The organism is Tsuneonella suprasediminis (genome assembly GCF_003605755.1).
GTDB lineage: Bacteria > Pseudomonadota > Alphaproteobacteria > Sphingomonadales > Sphingomonadaceae > Tsuneonella > Tsuneonella suprasediminis.
Genome location: NZ_RAHJ01000014.1, coordinates 145,111 through 165,302, shown reverse-complemented (window position 1 = coordinate 165,302; position 20,192 = coordinate 145,111). Strand labels below are relative to the sequence as shown.

Below are 20,192 nucleotides of genomic sequence, written 5' to 3'. Positions count from 1 at the left end.
CGGATTGGGGGATATGAAATGAGAATCTGCAAAACATTTGTTGGCGCAGCAGCTGCTGCGCTGGCGTTTGGTGCGTTGCCTGCACTGGCACAGGGTGTAGCGGAAGACGCAGTTGTGGCTGATGCATCTGCCGATGCCGAACCGGAATCTGCAACGCCGGACGATGCCGCCATGATGGCGGTTCTGTCGTCGATGTTCGCAGCCGAACCGCTGACGGAGGATCAGGAGCAGCGCCTGCCGCTGGCGAAAAAGATCGTCGACAAAATGGTCCCGCCGGGCACCTATGGCGAAATGATGGGATCGATGTTCAACAAGATCATCGGCCCGATGATGAGCAAGTTCGAAGATGCATCGCCCGCAGATGTGGCGAAACAGATCGGGGTGGAGGAAGGCGAGATCGACCTCGATTCCGATCAGCTGGCCGAGGTTTCCGCTCTGCTCGATCCCGCGTGGCAGGAACGGCGCAAGCTGGAAATGACTACGGTGCAGGGCGCAATGGGCAAAATGATGACGGCGATGGAACCGGGCGTCCGCGCGGCTCTGTCGGAAGCCTATGCCGTCTATTTCGATCAGAAAGAGCTGAGCGATATCGATGCGTTCTTCTCCACCGACAGCGGCGTCGCCTTCGCCCGGAAATCTTTCACGATGTCGAGCGATCCGCGCTTTATTGCCGCGACAATGAAGGCGTTGCCTGATGCGATGGGCGCTCTCGCTGATATGGAGGAAGAGGTGAAGACCGCAACTGCCGCTCTTCCGCCGCTGCGTGGCTGGGCCGATCTGTCGGATGAGCAACGTGCACGCCTGTCCGAGCTGACCGGTCTGAGCGCCCGGGAGCTTGAAGAAGGCATGGCGAGAGCTGCGGAAATACGGGCAGAGGAAGTGAGCGAGGATATCGACACAGAATGATTCGATCTTTCCCGCGTAATTATTTTACGTGCAGACGTATGCGCATCAATAAAAATACTTTATAAACAATAGGATGTCTAAAAATTGCGTTTTACGCAACTGCGCCTGATAATTTTGCAGTTGCGAAAGGAAATGATGCGGTGCACAAAGAACCTGCCTTTCAGGCATCCTCTCCCAGACTTTTCGGCCCGACTGGTTTTCCAGTCGGGCCTTTTTCTTGCCTCCGCTTGCCACTCTCGCGTGTTGTGCGACAATGGGTTGTGATGAGTGGACGATTTCGCTGAATCTGCGCGGGAATCTCGCGTAAGCTGGGGGTGATGACGGTTCCTCCTGAAATCGACCGGTGGTTCGCGGGGCGTGGCTGGCGCGTGCGGCGCCATCAGGCAGAGATGCTCGATGCCCGCGACGATGGGCGCCATGCCTTGCTGGTCGCGGATACCGGCGCAGGCAAGACTCTGGCCGGCTTTCTGCCCACTCTGGCCGATTTCTGCCCGTCGCGGCTGGATGGCGCACCGGTGCCCGAAGGGCTGCACACGCTCTACGTTTCGCCGCTGAAGGCTCTGGCGCATGACGTGCAGCGGAATCTGATGGCCCCGATTGAAGAGATGGGCCTGCCGATCCGGGTGGAAACGCGTAGTGGCGACACCCCGTCCGACCGCAAGAAGCGCCAGCGCGCCCGTCCACCGCATGTCCTGCTCACCACGCCCGAATCGCTCTCGCTGCTGCTGAGCTATCCTGACAGTCTGACGATGTTTGCCAGTCTGCAGCGGATCGTGATCGATGAAGTTCACGCCTTTGCAACGGGCAAACGCGGCGATCTGCTGGCGCTGGCCCTCAGCCGGTTGCAGGCGATTGCTCCGCAGATGCAACGCACGGCGCTGTCGGCCACCGTGGCCGATCCGCAGGCATTTCGCGAATGGCTCGCCCCGTGGGGCGATATCGACAGCGTGGCGCTCGTCGAAGGGGAGCAGGGCGCACCGCCGCAGGTCGAGATTCTGTTGCCCCATGAGGAACGGGTGCCGTGGGGTGGCCATGCGGGCCGGTGGGCGATTCCGCAGCTATACGAGGAAATTCGCCATAATCGCACGACGCTGGTGTTCACCAACACGCGCTTTCTGGCTGAATTCGTGTTCGAGCTGCTGTGGGATGCCAACGATGACAATCTGCCGATCGGCATCCATCACGGATCGCTGAGCAAGGAAGCCCGCCGCAAGGTGGAAGGCGCGATGGCGCGTGGCGAACTTCGGGCTCTGGTGGCGACGGCCAGTCTCGATCTGGGTGTGGACTGGGGTGATATCGATTGCGTGGTGCAGATGGGTGCGCCCAAGGGATCGAGCCGTCTGCTTCAGCGGATCGGGCGGGCCAACCACAGGCTCGATCAGCCGAGCCGGGCGATCCTGGTGCCCGGAAACCGTTTCGAATTCCTCGAAGCAACTGCAGCAAAAGATGCAGTGGACGCAGGACAGCGCGACGGGGAGGATTTTCGGCCGGGCAGTCTGGATGTTCTGGCTCAGCACGTGATGGCCTGTGCCTGTGCCGGGCCGTTTGGCGAAAGAGCGTTGCTGGCCGAAGTGCGTTCCTCGCTGGCCTATGTGTGGATTGACGCGGAGGTGTGGCAGCGAGTGCTCAATTTCGTCGCCACCGGCGGATATGCGCTGAAAGCGTATGATCGGTTCCATCGTATTGTGCGCGAACCGGGCGGCGTGGATGGCGATGCAAACGGTGGGGCGACATGGCGATTGGCCCATCCCGAACATGCCGCGCGGCACCGGATGAATGCCGGGATCATCGTGGATTCGGAAATGCTCGATGTTCGGTTCCGCAACGGGCGCTCGCTCGGCAAAGTGGAGGAACGCTTTGCTGCCGCGCTGAGTCCGGGCGATACATTTCGGTTTGCCGGAATGACGCTGGAGGTTGAGCAGATCAAAGATATGGAACTGCAGGTTCGCGCCAGCAAGACTGCCGGAATGATTCCCAGTTACGGCGGGCAACGTTTGCCTCTGACAACCCATCTGGCGGGGCGGGTGCGGGAAATGCTGGTTGACCGGGCCGGTTGGGCACGTTTTCCCGATGATGTGCGCGAATGGCTGGAGGTGCAGGACTGGCGAAGTCGGATGCCGGGGCCGGGGCAACTGCTGGTGGAAAGCTTCCCCCATGGCCGCAAGCATTTCAGCGTGTACTACACTTTCGAAGGGTGGAATGCGAACCAGAGCCTGGGGATGTTGATCACCCGGCGGATGGAAGAGCGCGGGCTTTCGCCGGGCGGGTTTATCGCCAACGATTATTCGCTAGCGGTGTGGGGCCTGCGCCCGGTGACCGACCCGGCACCGCTTTTGTCACCCGACATACTGGCGCACGAATTCATCGACTGGGTGACAGAATCGCATCTGCTGCGCCGGGCATTCCGCGAAGTGGCGGTGATATCGGGGCTGGTCGAGCGGCAGCACCCCGGTAAACGCAAGAGCGGGAAACAGGTCACCTTTTCGACCGACCTGATTTACGATGTGCTCCGCAAGTACGAGCCCGATCACGTATTGCTGGAAGCGGCGTGGGCCGATGCCCGATCGCGCATGACCGACGTGGCACGGCTGGCCGATCTGCTTAACCGGGCGGAGCGTGAGCTCGAACATGTGACGCTCGACCGGGTGAGCCCTCTTGCTGTGCCGGTGATGACGATGATCGGGCGCGAAAGCCTGCCTCAGGGCGCGATCGACGATGAACTGCTGCTGGAAGCTGAAACGTTGGCAGCCACCGCCATGCGGACCGAGTGGCCGCATATATCGGACGAAGATTAAGTCGGGAGAGCGGGGTATTGGTGGATGGACCACCCCGGCCGACGAGGAGCCCGCAGCCAATGGCATCAGGCAATAAAAAAGGGGCGGATCGCTCCGCCCCTCTTCCGTTTATCTGATCGGGCTTTCGTCCCGATGCGCGCCTCACTTATCGAAGGAGCGATATTTTTCATTACCGACGAATCCGAACTTGGAAACGCCGGAAGCCTTGATGATGTTAAGCACCTTGGCCGAGAGATCGTAGCTGGCCTGCGCTTCAGGTTCATACTGAAGCTCGGGAGCCGGATCGATGTTCTTGGTTGCTTCCAGATTGCGAACCAGCTCACCTTCGTTGATCTGCGTCCCGTTCCACAGAATCTGCCCTTCGGGAGTCAGCACGATCTTGTTCTTGATCGGGTCGATCTGGTCCGGCGGCGGGGGGTTCGGGTTCGGTGCAGGAAGGTCGATGTTAACCGCGTGGTTAGCCACCGGAATGGTGATGATGAACATGATGAGAAGGACGAGCATGACGTCGATGAGCGGCGTCGTGTTCATCTCCATCATCGGCGAACCATCGTCCTTGCCGCCTGACATTGCCATGGGGAACTACTCCTGAATTATATCTTGCCAGCCCGATCAACCGTTGGGGTCGACCGGGGTGGAGATGAAGCCGACGGTGGGATAACCCGCCGCCTGCACGTTGTAGATCGTACCGGCAACACAGCGCCAGGGCGCTTCCACGTCACCGCGGATCTGCACCTGCGGGACATCGTCCGGGTTCTTCATCATTTCGGCCGGGCCGCCTGCGCGCTTCACGATTGCTTCGAGGCGTTTGAACGCATCGTCATACAGCTCTTGCGAAGTAACCGGAGTGATATTGTTGAAATACACCCGGCATTCGCCGTTGCGTGAGGCACCTTCAAAGCCCGGCTCGCCTGCGCTGCGGCCAGCGGAATCGGTGGTGCTGACGGTAAGCAGCAGGTTATCGACCTTGTTCTTGGCTTCGGTCGATTCCATGATCGGGATATGCAGTTTGTCGATCGTCTGGATCGCGACCGGGACCGCGATCAGGAAGATGATCAGGAGCACCAGCATCACGTCCACGAGGGGAGTGGTGTTGATGTCCGACATCGGGGTTGCGTCCCCGCCTCCGCCTGTCGAAATCGCCATTGGGTTTTTTCCTATCTCAAAACTTCATGCACGGGCGGTGAAGCTGCGGGGCGCAACCGATAGTCGCGCCCCGCCGCACAATGGCTTACTTCTTCGGCGAAACGCCAGCGGTCGTGGTGGCCGGCTTGGCAGCAGGAGCCTTCGGCGCAGCCTTGGCCGCAGGAGCTGCCTGAACGGCAGGCTTCACAGCACCCTTGGAATTGATGTTCGCAAGGATATCGGTCGAGAAGCCCGAGAGCAGTTCGGCGATACGCTTGTTACGGGCCTGCAGCCAGTTGTAAGCAAGCACAGCCGGAACCGCGACGAGCAGACCGATAGCGGTCATGATCAGCGCTTCACCAACCGGACCGGCAACCTTGTCGATCGATGCCGAACCGGCAAGACCGATCGCGATCAGAGCGCGATAAATGCCGATAACCGTACCGAGCAGACCGACGAACGGTGCGGTCGCACCCACGGTTGCGAGGAACGGCAGACCGCCAGCAAGCTTCGAATTCACCGCTGCTTCCGAACGGGCCAGCGAGCCGTGCAGCCAGTCATGCGCTTCGAGGCTGTCGGTCATTTTGCCGTGCTGATCTTCTGCAGCGAGGCCATCGTCGACAATCTGGCGCCATGCGCTGTTCTTGTCGAGCTTGGCAGCGCCTTCTTTCAGGCTGGGTGCGCGCCAGAAATTGGTGCGGATTGCCTTGTACTGGTTCAGGATCTTCTGCTGTTCCAGCCATTTGGTGATGAGGATGTAGAACGAACCCACCGACATGATCACCAGGATGGCGAAAATGGAGTAGGCGATGATACCGCCCTGGTTAAGCGCTTCGACAAACCCGAACTTGTTCTGGGGTGCGGCTTCGCCACCAGCGGCAGCAAGAATGTTGATGATCATTTGCGAGTACCCTCTCAGATGAAACGGATGAAAATATTAGGGGGTGCCGGACCGCCCCATCAGCGGTTTGGTCCGGCGGATTGTCACTTCGGAATTTCCCAGCGCACAGAGCTGGACCAGCTGCTGGCGACCGCATCGCCGTTACCGTCAGTCGCCGGCTTGAAGCGGGCACGACGTGTAATCAACGAACATGTCGTATTGTCGAGATCCGAGCTGCCGCTCGAACGAGTTACAGTACAACTGCTTACCCGACCATTCGCGTCCACCTGAACAGTAAACCCTGTGGTTCCTTCACGCTCCTCACGCAGAGCGCGCGACGGATAGTCGTTGGAGTTGGCCCACGAACCAGGGTTGCCACGCGGACTTGGCGGCTTGGGCTGGAACTTCGGCGGCGGCGGAGCCGGCGGCGGGGGCGGGGCCACAGGAGCAGGCGGCGGTACGCGCAGCACCGGCGGTGCGGGCGGCGGAATCGTCGGCTGCGTCTGGATCGGCGGCGGTGCCGGCGCAATATTGATCGGCGGCGGCGGCGCGACAACCGGGGGCGGTGTCGTGTCGGGCTGCTTCTCAGGCGGCGGCGGGGGGGGTTTCTTCTCGGGCTCCGGCTCTTTGATATCGACTGTGGTTACACGTTCGATCGCCTTTTTGACTGCCGAATAGGCAAGTCCGGTGACGAGCGCATAACCGAGGGCGATATGGATGAGCGCAACGATGACAATAGCGACAATCTTGTTGCCGCTCATCTGTTGGTCTGCGTAGGCCATTCAGTCGCATCACTCCATCGTCTCACGCCGGGCGAGGCCCGGCAAACACACTTCGAGGACGCGAGCTTATGCCGCGCCTCGACGCAATCACTGCTGTCCACCCTGCATTCCACCGGATTAGGTGGAACTTAACGTCCACCGGACCCCCGATGATCCAGTCTGGACGTCCGGGACATTATGGTTTTCCTCTCCCGGTTCGAGCGAACTCTTAACGGGCTCATTCGCACCGCGCAAATCCTTTATCGGTTCACCGTGAATTCAGAGCCTGTCGTCTGCAACGGATAAAGCGCGATCCGGTTTCCATACCCAACTGGAGTCGCTATCGCGGAGAACGTTATGATTAAGACCATCCCCTTTCGCCGCCGGGCCATCGGCACCGCCATTGCGCTCGCAATTCTCCCTTTTTCAGGAGGGGTTTCTACGCCTCTTGCGGCGGCGGAACCGGTTTCATCGGCATCCTCCCGGCTAACGTATGCGGACCTGGCGGATCTGGCCGATGCGGCCAATGCAGTGGTCCATGTGAAGGTGACCAGTCAGGCTACCGTATCGCCTGAAAGAGCGCCCAATGTCGCGCCCGGAATGGTGCGAATCTATGTCGAGGCAGCGACGGTGGCGCTGGTTTCGGGCTCTGCGCCGGTGGGCGAATCGCTGCGATATCTGGTCGATCTGCCGCTCGATTCGCGTGGGAAGGCTCCCAAGTTGAAGAAACAGGATTTCCTGCTGTTCGCCCGCGCCGTTCCCGGCAGGCCGGGCGAGCTGCAACTTGTGGGGGCGGGGGCGCAACAGCCATGGACGCCGGAACTGGAGCAGCGCATTCGCCCCATTCTGACGGCGATGCTGTCGCCCGCCGCGCCGCCGCATATCACCGGTGTGCGCGATGCACTGGCGGTGCCCGGCACACTGGCGGGTGAATCCGAAACCCAGATGTTCCTTTCTACCCGTAGCGGCGATCCGGTGTCGATCTCGGTCGTGCGCCGCCCCGGTATGGAACCGGTGTGGGGCGTATCGTTTTCCGAAATCGTCGATCAGGCGGCGCGACCGCCCGCGCGGGATTCTTTAGAATGGTACAGGCTCGCCTGTTTCCTTCCCGCGCAATTGCCCGCAAAGGCGAACCTGTCGCGCGATTCCGTGTCGCGCGCGCTGGCGGAGGACGATTATGCCTATGTGATGCGGCAACTCGGCCCCTGCGCCCGCACCCTTTCCCGGCAATAGTATCTCTATCTTTGCCAGCGCCGCGCCGCTCGCCTAGGGAGCCAGCGCGACTTTGGTGAAGGGAGTTTTACGTATCATGGCCGAACCGTTGCGGATCGCGCTGGCCGGGCTGGGCACTGTCGGAGCAGGAGTGATTCGTCTGCTGGACGAGAACGCCGCGCTGGTCGGCGCGCGCGCAGGTCGCCCGTTGCAGATCGTGGCTGTCAGTGCGCGCGACCGGGCGAAGGATCGCGGAGTCGACTTGTCGCGCTACGACTGGTGCGACGATATGACGGCGATGGCCGCGCGCGACGATGTCGATATCGTGGTGGAACTGGTCGGCGGTTCGGACGGGCCCGCGCTCACGCTGGCGCGCAACACCATCGCGCAGGGCAAAGGGCTGGTTACCGCTAACAAGGCGATGATCGCGCATCATGGGCTTGCATTGGCCGAAGCGGCTGAATCGGCCGGGGTCGCGCTCAAATTCGAAGCGGCAGTCGCTGGCGGTATTCCGGTGGTGAAGGGATTGCGCGAAGGCGCGGCGGCCAATGCCATCGAAAGCGTGCAGGGCATCCTCAACGGCACCTGCAACTTCATTCTCTCGACGATGGAAGACAGTGGAGCCGATTTCGCCGATGTGCTGGCACAGGCACAGGCGCATGGTTATGCCGAAGCCGATCCGACGTTCGATATCGAAGGGATCGATGCCGCGCACAAGCTGGCGATCCTGTCGGCCATCGCGTTCGGTGCGCGGCTCGATTTCGCGCAAGTCCATGCCGAGGGAATCGCGCGGGTGCGCGCGGCGGATATCGCACGGGCCAAGGATCTGGGCTTCGTGATCCGTCTGGTCGGATCGGCGGATGTCGAGCCTGCCCCCGGTGGCGGGCAGCGCCTGTTGCAGCGGGTGCGCCCGTGTCTGGTGCCCGACGGACATCCGCTCGCCCATGTCGACGGGCCGACCAATGCAGTGGTCGCGCAAGGCAATTTCTCCGGTCGCCTGCTGTTTCAGGGCGCCGGTGCGGGCGATGGCCCGACCGCAAGCGCGGTGGTGGCCGATCTGATCGATATCGCCCGTGGCGAAGCCGGTCCGGCATTTTCGGTGCCGGTGGGCGATCTGGCCCCGCTCGAACCCGCCGATGCGGGCGAACGGACCGGGCGCAATTACATCCGCTTCACCGTTGCCGATCGTCCCGGTGTGCTGGCGGAAATCACCGCCGCGATGCGCGATGCCGGGGTGTCGATCGAAAGCCTGATCCAGCAGGGCCGCCAGAAGGAAGGCGGCGAAGTGCTGGTGGCGATGGTCGTCCACGAAGGCCCGGCGCGCACCGTTACCGAAGCGCTGCGCCTGCTGGAAGGGTCGGAAAGCCTGACCGCGCCGCCGCTGGTGATGCCTATTCTGGCGGCGTAACGGGCGGTTCATTCTCGTCCGCGCTTCCGTGCACGGCATCGCCGCTGTTTACGGGTGAGTCAGGCTGGCCATCGGGCGTGACGCCCGTTCCGGGCCGTTCGCCAGGTGTCGCGCCATCGCTCGATATCGCTTCGGGCTTCCCGGCTTCGGGTGGTTCACCGTCATAGCCGCGTGGGGCAAGCCCGCGCGCGACGCGGTCGGCATCCGAACCGGGTGGGGCTTCTGGAATCGCTTTCAGGTCGATCATCACCGGCATCGGTTTGGGGCACGGCGGCACGAAGCATCCACGCGCCACGACTGGGCCAGGGTAATGCGGTTCGAAATCGGGCGCACGCGGGACAATGTCTTTCACGGTGCTCGGATCGAGTTCCATGCTCGATTTTACGCGGAACTGGCTCTGTTCCTCCAGCTCGCCGCACACGACGATGGGGCCGCCCGGTTCGGGCGCAGGGCACTTGCTCTTTTTTTCTTTCGCTGGCGGGCCATAGGCCTGCTTCGCGGTATCAATGGCCTGTTCGGCGGTCACTGCATTGCCGTCCTGCGCGTAAGCGGTAGACGGGGAAATCATTGCCAGGGCAACCGCATAGCGAACAACCCGGCGTGCACTGCTCGACAATCCCGGGCTCCTTCGGCTACCGGGCCCTAACACTCGCTTCAGGGACTGAATCTGCCATGAACAAGACGACACCTTCGACCTCCAACGCGCTCGACCGGGTGCTCGTGCTCGAAATGGTCCGCGTGACCGAAGCTGCCGCTATCGCCGCCAGCAAGCTGGTGGGGCGTGGTGATGAAAAGGCCGCCGATGCCGCCGCGGTGGAAGCGATGCGTAAGGCGTTCGACGAACTGTACATGGACGGCACCGTCGTGATCGGCGAAGGCGAACGCGATGAAGCGCCGATGCTCTACATCGGGGAAAAAGTCGGCGGCGCGCCGGGCAAGGGGCCGAAAATCGACATCGCGCTCGACCCGCTGGAAGGCACCACGATCACCGCGAAGGCCGGGCCCAACGCGCTGGCCGTGCTGGCCGCCGCGGAAGAAGGCTGCCTGCTCAACGCGCCCGATACATATATGGACAAGCTGGCGGTTGGCCCCGGCTATCCCGAAGGAATCATCGATCTGGCGAAAAGCCCGACCGAAAACGTCAAGGCGGTGGCCGCGGCAAAGGGTGTCGAACCGAGCGATATCATCGTTTGCGTGCTCGACCGGCCACGCCATGCCGATCTGATCGCGGAACTGCGCGGTCTGGGTTGCGGCGTGGTGCTGATCGGCGATGGCGACGTGGCGGGCGTGATCGCGGTGACCGATCCCGATACCACGATCGACATGTACATGGGGCAAGGCGGTGCGCCCGAAGGTGTGCTGGCCGCAGCCGCGTTGCGCTGTGTCGGCGGGCAGTTCAACGGGCGACTGGTGTTCCGCAACGAAGACGAAAAAGCCCGCGCCCGCAAATGGGGCATCGCGGACAAGGATTTCGACCGGATTTACAAGCTGGAAGAACTGGCGAAAGGCGACTGCATCTTCGCGGCGACCGGCGTGACCGACGGATCGCTGCTCGATGGAGTGAAGCGCCTGCGCGGCGGCAAGATGACGACGGAAAGCGTGGTGATGCGCGCATCGAGCGGGACGGTTCGCTGGATCCGGGGCGAACACCGCATCTGATCGCGTGTGACCGTGTGCCGCGCGCGGCTCTCCCTTGCGGGACAGCCCGACGTGCCCACGCCGTCGCAAGAATTATCAAGCCTGTCCACAACGCGGGCAGGCCCTGTTGCAATCGTGAGACTCCCGGCTAATCCCGCCGGGAGCCCACATTTACGCGATTCTGTGCCGTCAGCCGAGGGAGCCCCAGTGCGATGAAGATCATGTCAGGCAACTCGAACCTCCCGCTTGCCCGGGCGATTGCGGGTTATCTCGAAATGCCGCTGACCGATGCCAGCGTCCGCCGGTTCGCGGATGAAGAGGTGTTCGTCGAAATCCACGAAAACGTGCGCGGCGAAGATGTGTTCGTGATCCAGTCGACCGGCTTTCCGGCCAACGATAACCTGATGGAACTGCTGATCTGCATCGACGCGCTGCGGCGCGCGTCGGCCCGCCGGATCACTGCGGTGGTTCCCTATTTCGGCTATGCCCGGCAGGATCGCAAACCCGGCCCGCGCACCCCGATCAGCGCCAAGCTGGTCGCCAACCTGATTACGCAGGCGGGGGCCGACCGTGTGCTGTCGGTCGATCTTCACGCTGGCCAGATTCAGGGTTTCTTCGACATCCCCACCGACAACCTGTTTGCCGCGCCGGTGATGGCGGCGGATATTCAGGCCCGCTATGGCGATCGCGAGCTGATGGTGGTGTCGCCCGACGTGGGCGGCGTGGTCCGCGCCCGCGCGCTCGCCAAGCGGCTCGACAACGCGCCGCTGGCTATCGTCGACAAGCGGCGCGACCGGCCCGGCGAATCCGAAGTGATGAACATCATCGGTGACGTATCGGGCCGCCACTGCATCCTGATCGACGATATCGTCGATTCGGGCGGCACGCTGTGCAACGCGGCGCAGGCGCTGCTCGATAACGGGGCCAAGTCGGTTGCCGCCTATATCACGCACGGTGTGCTGTCGGGCGGGGCAGTGGCGCGTGTCGACAGCTCCGCGCTGGAAGAACTGGTGATTTCCGACACCATCCGCGCGACCGACGCCGCCAGTGATTCGAGCCGCATCCGCATCCTCACGATTGCTCCGCTGATTGGCGAGGCCGTGCGCCGGATTGCGGATGAAAGCTCGGTCAGCTCGCTGTTCGATTGATCGGCGCGCTGTGAGTATTGCCGACGACATCGCGCTGGCGCACCGACTGGCCGATGCGGCCGGGGCGGCTATCCGGCCGCATTTCCGGGCGGTGGATGCGGAGCGTAAGGCCGATGCATCCCCGGTGACCGACGCGGATCGCGGCGCGGAAGAGGCGATGCGGCGCATTCTTGCCGCAGAGGTCCCGCGCGATGGGATCACGGGCGAGGAATTCGGATACGAGAAAGGCGAGAGCGGGCGGCAATGGGTGCTCGATCCGATTGACGGGACCACTGCCTTTCTGGCGGGGCGCCCTATCTTTGGCATATTGATCGCGCTGCTGCACGATGGCTGGCCGGTGCTGGGTATGATCGATCAGCCGATCCTGAAAGAACGCTGGCTGGGCGTGACCGGGCAGGCGACGACGCTCAACGGTCAGCCAGTGACCACGCGCGCCTGCCGCGAACTGGCCGATGCTGCACTGGCGACCACCGGGCCGCATTATTTCGACGATCACGATGGCGCCCATTTCATGGGACTGGCTGCGAAGACCGATCACAAGCGCATGGTGATGGGTGGCGATTGCTATAACTACGCGATGCTCGCCACAGGGCAGATCGATGTGGTGTGCGAAGCCAACCTGAAACTGCACGACTGGGCCGCGCTGGTCCCGGTGGTGGAGGGGGCCGGTGGCACGATGTGCGACTGGAACGGTGATCCGCTGCATATCGACAGCGATGGTCACGTGCTGGCGCTGGGCGATCCTGCCAGACTGGAAGACGTGGTCGAGGCGCTCGCCTGCCATCATTGATCCGGGTGCGTGCGAGTGCGCGGCGCTTTCCTACAGCGGGATCGCCCGGCACAGTGCGCCGCATGGTTTGGCTTAACTTTCCCTCTCTGAAAAATCACTGTCCGCATGGCTTCGCGGGTATGGCCCCTGTCGGCCTGCGCGGGTCCGGCGCTGGGGCGGGTTTTTCTTCGTCAGGACAGTGTAACATGTGTAACACTTGTTCAGGCTGCCCGTGCCGATCCTGAACGCAGCCCATGTGCCCAAGCGACGGGGTAGTATCGGTGCTTGCCTTTGGCGGCCACGCCCGCTAGTGGCGCGCGCTTCACCGACACGTGATTCATGTGCCGGCCTGGCGAACAAGGGCTGCCAGGGCTGGCCGTACGTGTCCCCGAAAGGAGACGAAAATGCCCAAGATGAAGACCAAGAGCGGTGTGAAGAAACGCTTCAAGATCACCGCGACCGGCAAGGTCAAGCACGGTGTGGCCGGCAAGCGCCACCGCCTGATCAGCCACAATGCGAAGTACATCCGCCAGAACCGTGGCACTTCTGTGATCTCTGACGCCGATGCGAAGACGATCAAGAAGTGGGCCCCTTACGGCCTCGATTGAGCGCCCGGTAGCAGGAGATATAGGATATGCCTCGCATTAAACGCGGCGTGACCACACGCCAGAAGCACAAGCGGATTCTCGACCAGGCCAAGGGCTATCGCGGTCGCCGCAAGAACACCATTCGCGTCGCCCGTCAGGCGGTCGAAAAGGCCGGGCAGTATGCCTACCGCGACCGCAAGGTGAAGAAGCGCACTTTCCGCGCGCTGTGGATCCAGCGGATCAACGCCGCAGTGCGCGCCGAAGGTCTCACCTATTCGCAGTTCATGCATGGCGTGAAACTGGCCGGGATCGAGCTGGACCGTAAGGTTATGGCCGACCTCGCGATGAACGAAGGCGCGGCCTTCACGTCGATCATCGCACAGGCGAAGAAGGCACTCGGCTAAGCCGGACTTCCGCCGATACGAATCGCAAGGGGGCGCCGTGGCATTGCCATCGGCGCCCCTTTTGCATGTGCCCGGTTTGCAAGCCGGGTTGCAATTTTCGAAACTTAGTGCTCGAAGGCGCACAACCTTGGAAAACCAAGGAGAAATTGGGGAAGCGCTAGTTCGTCCACGGGGGGACAACGGGGTCGTGCCAGAGGAATGTCATGTCGATGTGCGGTTCTTTGCGCCGCCACCTGAATTCGATGGGTGTTTCACCACCTTCTATCGGGCCACGTTCACTATGCCGGGCGGCGGCACTGTAACCGACCATCTCCAGCCCGAATGGGCCAATCTGCGGGTCTTTTCGCAAGACCTGCCGCGATCCAACATGATCGGCGGTTCAACGGTTGAAGGTGCGCGGCTGCTGGTGACCGGGCCAAGTTCGGTGCCCAACCGGTTCGAAATCGCCTCTACCCGGATGTGGGGCATCGGCCTGTTGCCATTGGGCTGGGCACGGTTTGTCCGGCTGCAGGCGGCAGATCACGCGAACCTGCTGGCGGAAGTCGAAAAGCATCCCGCGTTCACGCGCTTCGCTTCGCTCAGTAACATCTTCGCGAACGATCCTGATGACGAGGCGGAACTGGCGCAGCTGATCGCATTCTTCCGCTCTATCGATGAACCGTGTGGCGACACCGACACCATAACACTGGTGCATGGAGCGCTGGTCGATCCAGAGGTCGCCAATGTGGCGGAATTGTCCAAACGCTCCGGCCTGTCAGTGCGTGTGCTGGAGCGGGTTTGCAGGCGCCATTTCGGGTTTCCGCCAAAGCTGCTGCTGCGCCGTCAGCGGTTCATGCGAACGCTCGCGACTTTCATGCTGGCTGAGCAAGGGCAATGGAAGGCGGCTATCGACGAACACTACCACGATCACGCTCACTTCACGCGCGACTTCCGGGCGTTCATGCATATGACGCCCAGCGAATACGCGGCATTGCCGCATCCCGTGCTGAGCGCGTTTATGGCAGAGCGAAAGCGGATGTGGGGTTCACCCGCGCAAACCCTCGACAAACCGGAAGGTGCACTGAACGTGCGCGGCGCGCTCGATTCCGGGCACGCCGCGCCGTCATCGTCAGCTATTTAAGGTCTTCGACCGAAACCCACCCGGTTGTGCCATAATTGTCGGTTACTTCCACGAACAGCCCTTCGCGCTTGCCAGTAGGGTTGAGCTCGGTCCCGGCGCGCACTGACCGCACCTGTGCAGCGGTCTTGGCAGGCGCGGCGTAGATGTGGCTGTCCACCGCGACAACGGCGGATGTGCTTGCTGAGGCGGGCGATGCGGCACCCCCCGGCGCAGGCGCGGCTTCCAGCAGTGCGCGTTGCGCAACGACCTGGTTGAAAGCGATGATGAACGCTTCGGCCAGTTGCTCGCCGTTCTTGTTGCCCTGATACCCGGCGGCAGAGGCGGCGTCGCTGGCCCAGCCAAATCCGCCCGCATTGCCGAAGCTGATGGTGGTCTTCCTGACCGATCCCGAACCCGATGCGATTGCCTGACCTGTCATCGGGCTGACGATTTTGAGGCCAGCGGCAACAGTCTTCTTCTTGCCGCCCAGCCCGCCAAACATGCCCAGCGCAGAGCCACCGAACGGCACTTTGCTGAGGATCGATCCGGCAGCTCCCGACCGTATCAGAGCCTCTCCGGCGGCGCCCTTCGCCATCTCGACGCTCTTGTCGACTTCTTCCTGATTGCCGGCCACGGCGGTCATCAGGAAGCGCGCAGGGACGCTGGGATCGGTCTGCGGCGTGAAGCAACCCGATTCGGTTGCCAGCGCGTTAAGCAACGCGCGAGGGCTGCCCAGTCCATATTCCGACCACCCGGCAACATCGCCATCGATCAGAGCGATTGTGCCAATGCTTCTATCGCATTTGGTCAGTTCGGGCGGAGGGTTTTTCGCAGCGAATGCCGGAGTTGCACTGGCCATTGCGCCAATGGCGAGAAGGTATGTCGATGTACGCATGGTCGTCTGTTTCCCAAATACATGGATGACCACCGCGACCCCTGTTCCGACGCGATAGTCGCAAGGACGTTACATGCGACTCGACGTGCGATTGCCTGATGCTCTTTCACCTGCATCGCACGGACATTGCTTTACTTTTGGCATATTCTGGAGGGAAATAACAGATCGGAAAGGTTGGGCTGCATTCCCGTTGCAAAGCTGTGACCGCCCTGTCGGATGTCAGAGGAAGCGTCTCAGGTGTTCCACCGGCCCGTGCCGGGAAAGGCGGCGGGATAATCGCGGCCATTGCCAGTTTCCGGGCAGACCCTTAGGGGCCTTCCCACGATGACCGATACGAACGAATCCAAGCTGGCCGAAGCTTTGGCCGCAATCCGCGATGCCAGCGATGCCGCCGCGCTCGATATGCAGCGCGTGGCCGCATTGGGTAAACAAGGCTGGGTCAGCCAGCTGCTGAAGACTCTCGGCGGGATGACCCCCGAACAGCGCCAGAGCGAAGGTCCGCGCATTCAGTCGATCCGCGCTCAGGTCAGCGATGCGATTGCCGCGCGCAAAGCAGAGATCGATGCCGCCGCGCTGGAGTCGCAACTGGCCAGCGAAACGCTGGACCTGACATTGCCCGCGCCAGAGGCACCGCGCGGCAGTGTTCACCCGGTCAGTCAGGTGATGGACGAGCTGGCGGAAATCTTCGCGGACATGGGCTTCTCGGTCGCCACCGGGCCGGAAATAGAAGACGACTGGCACAACTTCACCGCGCTCAACATGGCGGAAACGCACCCGGCGCGCGCGATGCACGACACGTTCTATTTCCCCGATTGCGATGCGGACGGGAACCGGATGTTGTTGCGGACCCATACCTCGCCGGTGCAGATCCGCAGCATGATGGCGCAGGGTGCGCCGATCCGCATCATTGCGCCGGGACGTGTCTATCGCAGCGACAGCGACGCGACCCACACCCCGATGTTCCACCAGATCGAAGGGCTGGTCGTGGACGAGGGGATCCATCTGGGGCACCTCAAATGGACGCTGGAAACTTTCCTCAAGGCGTTTTTTGAACGTGACGATATCGTGCTGCGTCTGCGCCCCAGCTACTTCCCGTTCACGGAACCGAGCGTGGAAGTCGATGTCGGCTGGAAAGATGTGAAGGACCGCCGCGTTCTGGGCGGTGACGGCGATGCGCCGGGCCACGGATGGATGGAACTGCTCGGTTCGGGCGTCGTCAACCGCCGGGTGATCGAATTCGCCGGGCTGGACCCCGATAAATGGCAAGGCTTTGCCTTCGGCGTCGGTGTCGACCGGCTGGCTATGCTCAAATACGGGATGGATGATTTGCGCGCGTTCTTCGATGGCGATCCGCGCTGGCTGGCGCATTACGGGTTTAGCCCGTTCGACCAACCGACCCTGTCGGGCGGAGTGGGAGCACGCGCATGAAATTCTCGCTCGAATGGCTGAAGTACTTCCTCGACACCGAAGCGAGCGCAGCGGAGATTTCCGCGAAGCTCAACGCTATCGGCATCGAAGTGGAAGCGATCGAAGACCCCGCTGAACGGTTCGCCGGGTTCCGCGTGGCCCATGTGCTGACCGCCGCCCCGCATCCCGATGCGGACAAGCTGCAGGTGCTGTCGGTCGATACCGGTGAAGGCGATCCGTTGCAGGTCGTCTGCGGCGCGCCTAACGCCCGTGCGGGGATGAAGGGCGTTCTCGGCTTGCCCGGTGCGGTCGTGCCGGTGAATGGCATGGAATTACGCAAGAGCGCGATCCGCGGTGTCGAATCCAATGGCATGATGTGCTCCGTGCGCGAGCTGGAGCTGGGCGACGATCACGACGGGATTATCGAACTGCCCGCCGATGCACCGGTTGGCATGGCCTTTGCCGAATACAACGCGGCATCGCCGGTGTTCGATGTGGCGATTACCCCCAACCGGCCCGATTGCATGGGCGTGGAAGGCATCGCGCGCGATCTGGCGGCGGCAGGTATCGGCGTGTTCAAGCCCGTGAGGGCAGAGCCTGTCGCGGGTACATTCCCCTGCCCGGTGGAAATCCGCACAGACGATCCCGAAGGGTGCCCGGCATTCTATGGCCGGGTAATCCGGGGCGTCAGCAATGGTGCATCGCCCGACTGGATGCAGCGCAGGCTGCGCGCCGCAGGGCAGCGCCCGATCAGCGCACTGGTCGACATCACGAACTATCTGATGCTGGCGTTCGGTCGCCCGGCCCACGCGTACGATCTGGCGAAGCTGAATGGCGCGGTGGTGGCACGGCGGGCCCAGGCAGGCGAGCAAGTCCTCGCGCTCAACGAAAAGACCTATACGCTCGACGACAGCATGACGGTTATCGCGGATGATAACGGCGTGCACGATATCGCCGGGATCATGGGTGGCGAGCACTCGGGCTGTTCGGACAGCACCACCGATGTTCTGCTCGAAATCGCCTATTTCGATCCCGAACGGATCGGTGTGACCGGGCGCAAACTGGGCCTGTCGAGCGATGCGTGCACCCGGTTCGAGCGCGGGGTCGATCCGGCGTTCCTCGATGGCGGGCTGGATCTGCTGACGTCGCTGATCCTCAAGATCTGCGGTGGCGAAGCGAGCGAAGTCGTCCGCGCGGGCTCTCCGCCGAGCGAGCCGACGGTCGTGGCATACGATCCTGCGCTGGCTGCGAAACTGGGCGGGGTCGATATCGTGGCCGACGAACAGCGCCGTATCCTCGAAAGCCTCGATTTCGTGGTCGACGATAGCTGGCAGGTTACGGCCCCGCTGCGCCGCCACGATATCGAAGGCGCGGCGGATATCGTCGAGGAAGTCGTCCGCATTCACGGGCTGGACAAAGTGGCCAGTGTGGCGCTGCCGCAGACCGATGGCGTTGCCCGCCCCACTGCCACGCCTGAGCAGCTGCGCGAACGCAAAGTGCGCCGCGCCGCCGCCGCGCGTGGCCTGTCCGAAGCGATTACATGGTCGTTTCTACCCGAAGCGGATGCCGATCATTTCGCCGATGGCAATGGCGGGCTGTGGGTGCTGGAAAACCCGATCAGCGAAGATATGAAGGCTATGCGCCCTTCGCTGATCCCCGGATTGCTGGCGGCGGCCAAGCGGAATGCCGATCGCGGGGCCGATGCGACGCGGCTGTTCGAACTGGGCCGTCGCTATTTCCGCGGTGACGCCGGTGCGAGCGACGAGCGGGCGACGATGGGCATCGTGCTGGCGGGCGACAAGGTGTCGCGGGGCTGGGCGACCGGCAAGGCCGCACCATTCGATGCTTACGATGCCAAGGCCGAAGCGATTGCTTTGCTGGAGGCGGCGGGAGCGCCGGTCGGCAACCTGCAGGTGATGGGCGAGGCCGGTCCGCAATTCCATCCGGGGCAGTCGGGCACATTGCGGCTCGGCCCGAAAAACGTGCTCGCCCGGTTTGGTGCACTCCACCCCACGACGCTGGAGGCGTTCGATATCGAAGGGCCGGTGATGGCGGTGGAACTGTTCCTCGATGCGATTCCTGCGCCGAAGAACCCCGGCTTTGCCCGCGCGGCTTATGCCCCGCCTGCATTGCAGGCGGTGACGCGTGACTTCGCGTTTCTCGTCGACGCCAGCCTGCCCGCAGGCGATCTGGTGCGTGCGGTGAAGGGCGCGGACAAGGCCAATATCGTATCGGCCCGGGTGTTTGACGTGTTCGCCGGGCAAGGGGTGCCCGATGGCAAGAAATCGGTTGCGGTAGAAGTCGTGCTTCAGCCCACGGCCAAGAGCTTCACCGATGAAGAGATCAAGGCCATTGCCGACAAGATCGTAACCTCGGCGGCGAAGCAGGGGGCGGAGTTGCGCGCATGACGAAGACGGCACTGGTCACCGGCGCGACATCGGGCATTGGCGAGGCGACCGTTCGCACACTGGTCGACGCCGGGTGGCGTTGCATCGCCACCGGGCGGCGTGCCGAACGGCTCGATGCGCTGGTGGCGGATCTGGGCGCGGATAAAGTGCACCCGGCGGTGTTCGACGTGCGCGACGATGCCGCCCGCGATGCCGCGCTGGATAATCTGCCCCCTGAATTTGCTGAGATCGATCTGCTGGTGAACAACGCCGGTCTGGCGCGCGGCCTTGCCCCCGCGCAAGATGCCGACCTGGACGACTGGCAGACGATGATCGATACCAACGTCACCGCGATGGTCAGGCTCACGCGCAAGATGTTGCCGGGCCTGATCGCGCGCAAAGGGGCGATCATCACTATTGGTTCGGTGGCGGGCAGCTACATCTATCCCGGCGGCAATGTCTATGCCGGCAGCAAGGCGTTCGCCAATCACTTCACGCTCGCGCTGCGCGCCGATCTGCACGGCACCGGAGTGCGGGTGACATCGATCGAGCCGGGGATGGTGGAAACCGAATTCACGCTGGTCCGCACTGGCAGCCAGCAGGCATCCGACGATCTGTATGGCGGCGTTCACCCGATGACGGGCGGCGATATCGCCGCCACGATCCGCTGGATTGCCGAACTGCCGCCGCACCTCAACATCAACCGCATCGAACTGATGCCCGTGAATCAGGATTTCGCCGGCTTCCGTGTCGCCCGCGACTGACCGAACT

Annotated in this window: 19 protein-coding genes; 13 read left to right on the top strand and 6 right to left on the bottom strand. The window is 62.6% G+C overall.

What is annotated here, in order from left to right; genetic code table 11:
* Positions 1-18 precede the first annotated feature (18 nt).
* Positions 19-906 (top strand): hypothetical protein, encoded by an 888-nt coding sequence (locus D6858_RS04435; protein WP_120107531.1) that lies wholly within the window; start codon positions 19-21, stop codon positions 904-906.
* Between the two features lie 317 nt (positions 907-1,223).
* Positions 1,224-3,701 (top strand): ligase-associated DNA damage response DEXH box helicase, encoded by a 2,478-nt coding sequence (locus D6858_RS04430; protein ID WP_120107529.1) that lies wholly within the window; start codon positions 1,224-1,226, stop codon positions 3,699-3,701.
* Positions 3,702-3,842: 141 nt separating this feature from the next.
* Here D6858_RS04430 and D6858_RS04425 read toward each other — a convergent pair whose 3' ends face one another.
* From D6858_RS04425 to D6858_RS04410, 4 genes are all read right to left on the bottom strand, one after another.
* Entirely contained in the window at positions 3,843-4,277 is a 435-nt protein-coding gene (locus D6858_RS04425; RefSeq protein WP_120107527.1) for an ExbD/TolR family protein, read from the bottom strand.
* Positions 4,278-4,313: 36 nt separating this feature from the next.
* Positions 4,314-4,847: an ExbD/TolR family protein gene (locus D6858_RS04420; RefSeq protein ID WP_205664873.1), complete on the bottom strand. Its 534-nt coding sequence runs from the start codon at positions 4,845-4,847 to the stop codon at positions 4,314-4,316.
* Positions 4,848-4,932: 85 nt separating this feature from the next.
* A complete protein-coding gene (locus tag D6858_RS04415) occupies positions 4,933-5,727 on the bottom strand; it encodes a MotA/TolQ/ExbB proton channel family protein (RefSeq protein WP_120107524.1) in 795 nt (264 codons plus the stop codon).
* An 83-nt stretch (positions 5,728-5,810) separates the two neighbouring features.
* On the bottom strand, positions 5,811-6,488 hold the full coding sequence (locus D6858_RS04410) for an energy transducer TonB (RefSeq protein ID WP_120107521.1): 678 nt from the start codon (positions 6,486-6,488) through the stop codon (positions 5,811-5,813).
* 336 nt (positions 6,489-6,824) lie between these two features.
* On the opposite strand from D6858_RS04410, the gene D6858_RS04405 reads away from it, so the two are divergent.
* Both D6858_RS04405 and D6858_RS04400 read left to right on the top strand, forming a co-directional pair.
* Positions 6,825-7,700: a hypothetical protein gene (locus D6858_RS04405; protein WP_165859629.1), complete on the top strand. Its 876-nt coding sequence runs from the start codon at positions 6,825-6,827 to the stop codon at positions 7,698-7,700.
* Positions 7,701-7,776: 76 nt separating this feature from the next.
* Entirely contained in the window at positions 7,777-9,087 is a 1,311-nt protein-coding gene (locus D6858_RS04400) for a homoserine dehydrogenase (RefSeq protein WP_120107518.1), read from the top strand.
* Here D6858_RS04400 and D6858_RS04395 read toward each other — a convergent pair.
* The gene (locus tag D6858_RS04395) at positions 9,071-9,703 is read right to left on the bottom strand and encodes a hypothetical protein (RefSeq protein ID WP_133305241.1); all 633 of its coding nucleotides are present in this window, start codon (positions 9,701-9,703) and stop codon (positions 9,071-9,073) included. The genes D6858_RS04400 and D6858_RS04395 overlap by 17 nt on opposite strands.
* A 56-nt stretch (positions 9,704-9,759) precedes the next feature.
* Between D6858_RS04395 and glpX the strand changes: the two genes are divergently transcribed.
* From glpX to D6858_RS04365, 6 genes are all read left to right on the top strand, one after another.
* A complete protein-coding gene (glpX, locus tag D6858_RS04390; RefSeq protein ID WP_120107514.1) occupies positions 9,760-10,746 on the top strand; it encodes a class II fructose-bisphosphatase in 987 nt (328 codons plus the stop codon).
* Positions 10,747-10,937: 191 nt separating this feature from the next.
* Entirely contained in the window at positions 10,938-11,873 is a 936-nt protein-coding gene (locus tag D6858_RS04385) for a ribose-phosphate pyrophosphokinase (protein ID WP_120107512.1), read from the top strand.
* Positions 11,874-11,883: 10 nt separating this feature from the next.
* A complete protein-coding gene (hisN, locus tag D6858_RS04380; RefSeq protein WP_120107509.1) occupies positions 11,884-12,663 on the top strand; it encodes a histidinol-phosphatase in 780 nt (259 codons plus the stop codon).
* Between the two features lie 383 nt (positions 12,664-13,046).
* On the top strand, positions 13,047-13,250 hold the full coding sequence (rpmI, locus tag D6858_RS04375; RefSeq protein WP_102154938.1) for a 50S ribosomal protein L35: 204 nt from the start codon (positions 13,047-13,049) through the stop codon (positions 13,248-13,250).
* Positions 13,251-13,276: 26 nt separating this feature from the next.
* On the top strand, positions 13,277-13,633 hold the full coding sequence (gene rplT, locus D6858_RS04370) for a 50S ribosomal protein L20 (protein WP_102154939.1): 357 nt from the start codon (positions 13,277-13,279) through the stop codon (positions 13,631-13,633).
* A gap of 187 nt (positions 13,634-13,820) precedes the next feature.
* On the top strand, positions 13,821-14,753 hold the full coding sequence (locus D6858_RS04365) for an AraC family transcriptional regulator (protein ID WP_225082585.1): 933 nt from the start codon (positions 13,821-13,823) through the stop codon (positions 14,751-14,753).
* Here the strand turns inward: D6858_RS04365 and D6858_RS04360 are convergent.
* On the bottom strand, positions 14,746-15,627 hold the full coding sequence (locus D6858_RS04360) for an SH3 domain-containing protein (RefSeq protein WP_120107919.1): 882 nt from the start codon (positions 15,625-15,627) through the stop codon (positions 14,746-14,748). The two genes, D6858_RS04365 and D6858_RS04360, sit on opposite strands and share 8 nt — an antisense overlap.
* A 324-nt stretch (positions 15,628-15,951) precedes the next feature.
* Between D6858_RS04360 and pheS the strand changes: the two genes are divergently transcribed.
* From pheS to D6858_RS04345, 3 genes are read left to right on the top strand one after another with little or no spacing between them, the layout of a single operon-like run.
* The gene (gene pheS, locus D6858_RS04355) at positions 15,952-17,055 is read left to right on the top strand and encodes a phenylalanine--tRNA ligase subunit alpha (RefSeq protein WP_120107506.1); all 1,104 of its coding nucleotides are present in this window, start codon (positions 15,952-15,954) and stop codon (positions 17,053-17,055) included.
* Positions 17,052-19,442 (top strand): phenylalanine--tRNA ligase subunit beta, encoded by a 2,391-nt coding sequence (pheT, locus tag D6858_RS04350; protein ID WP_120107504.1) that lies wholly within the window; start codon positions 17,052-17,054, stop codon positions 19,440-19,442. The genes pheS and pheT overlap by 4 nt, the downstream gene beginning before the upstream one ends.
* Positions 19,439-20,185: an SDR family NAD(P)-dependent oxidoreductase gene (locus D6858_RS04345; protein WP_120107501.1), complete on the top strand. Its 747-nt coding sequence runs from the start codon at positions 19,439-19,441 to the stop codon at positions 20,183-20,185. The genes pheT and D6858_RS04345 overlap by 4 nt, the downstream gene beginning before the upstream one ends.
* Positions 20,186-20,192 lie beyond the last annotated feature (7 nt).

Bases quoted from the DNA above. Each gene is read 5' to 3' on its own strand.
- D6858_RS04435 (WP_120107531.1), top strand. From the start codon at position 19: ATGAGAATCTGCAAAACATTTGTTGGCGCAGCAGCTGCTGCGCTGGCG.
- D6858_RS04430 (WP_120107529.1), top strand. From the start codon at position 1,224: ATGACGGTTCCTCCTGAAATCGACCGGTGGTTCGCGGGGCGTGGCTGG.
- D6858_RS04425 (WP_120107527.1), bottom strand. From the start codon at position 4,277: ATGGCAATGTCAGGCGGCAAGGACGATGGTTCGCCGATGATGGAGATG.
- D6858_RS04420 (WP_205664873.1), bottom strand. From the start codon at position 4,847: ATGGCGATTTCGACAGGCGGAGGCGGGGACGCAACCCCGATGTCGGAC.
- D6858_RS04415 (WP_120107524.1), bottom strand. From the start codon at position 5,727: ATGATCATCAACATTCTTGCTGCCGCTGGTGGCGAAGCCGCACCCCAG.
- D6858_RS04410 (WP_120107521.1), bottom strand. From the start codon at position 6,488: ATGGCCTACGCAGACCAACAGATGAGCGGCAACAAGATTGTCGCTATT.
- D6858_RS04405 (WP_165859629.1), top strand. From the start codon at position 6,825: ATGATTAAGACCATCCCCTTTCGCCGCCGGGCCATCGGCACCGCCATT.
- D6858_RS04400 (WP_120107518.1), top strand. From the start codon at position 7,777: ATGGCCGAACCGTTGCGGATCGCGCTGGCCGGGCTGGGCACTGTCGGA.
- glpX (WP_120107514.1), top strand. From the start codon at position 9,760: ATGAACAAGACGACACCTTCGACCTCCAACGCGCTCGACCGGGTGCTC.
- D6858_RS04385 (WP_120107512.1), top strand. From the start codon at position 10,938: ATGAAGATCATGTCAGGCAACTCGAACCTCCCGCTTGCCCGGGCGATT.
- rpmI (WP_102154938.1), top strand. From the start codon at position 13,047: ATGCCCAAGATGAAGACCAAGAGCGGTGTGAAGAAACGCTTCAAGATC.
- rplT (WP_102154939.1), top strand. From the start codon at position 13,277: ATGCCTCGCATTAAACGCGGCGTGACCACACGCCAGAAGCACAAGCGG.
- D6858_RS04360 (WP_120107919.1), bottom strand. From the start codon at position 15,627: ATGCGTACATCGACATACCTTCTCGCCATTGGCGCAATGGCCAGTGCA.
- pheS (WP_120107506.1), top strand. From the start codon at position 15,952: ATGACCGATACGAACGAATCCAAGCTGGCCGAAGCTTTGGCCGCAATC.
- pheT (WP_120107504.1), top strand. From the start codon at position 17,052: ATGAAATTCTCGCTCGAATGGCTGAAGTACTTCCTCGACACCGAAGCG.
- D6858_RS04345 (WP_120107501.1), top strand. From the start codon at position 19,439: ATGACGAAGACGGCACTGGTCACCGGCGCGACATCGGGCATTGGCGAG.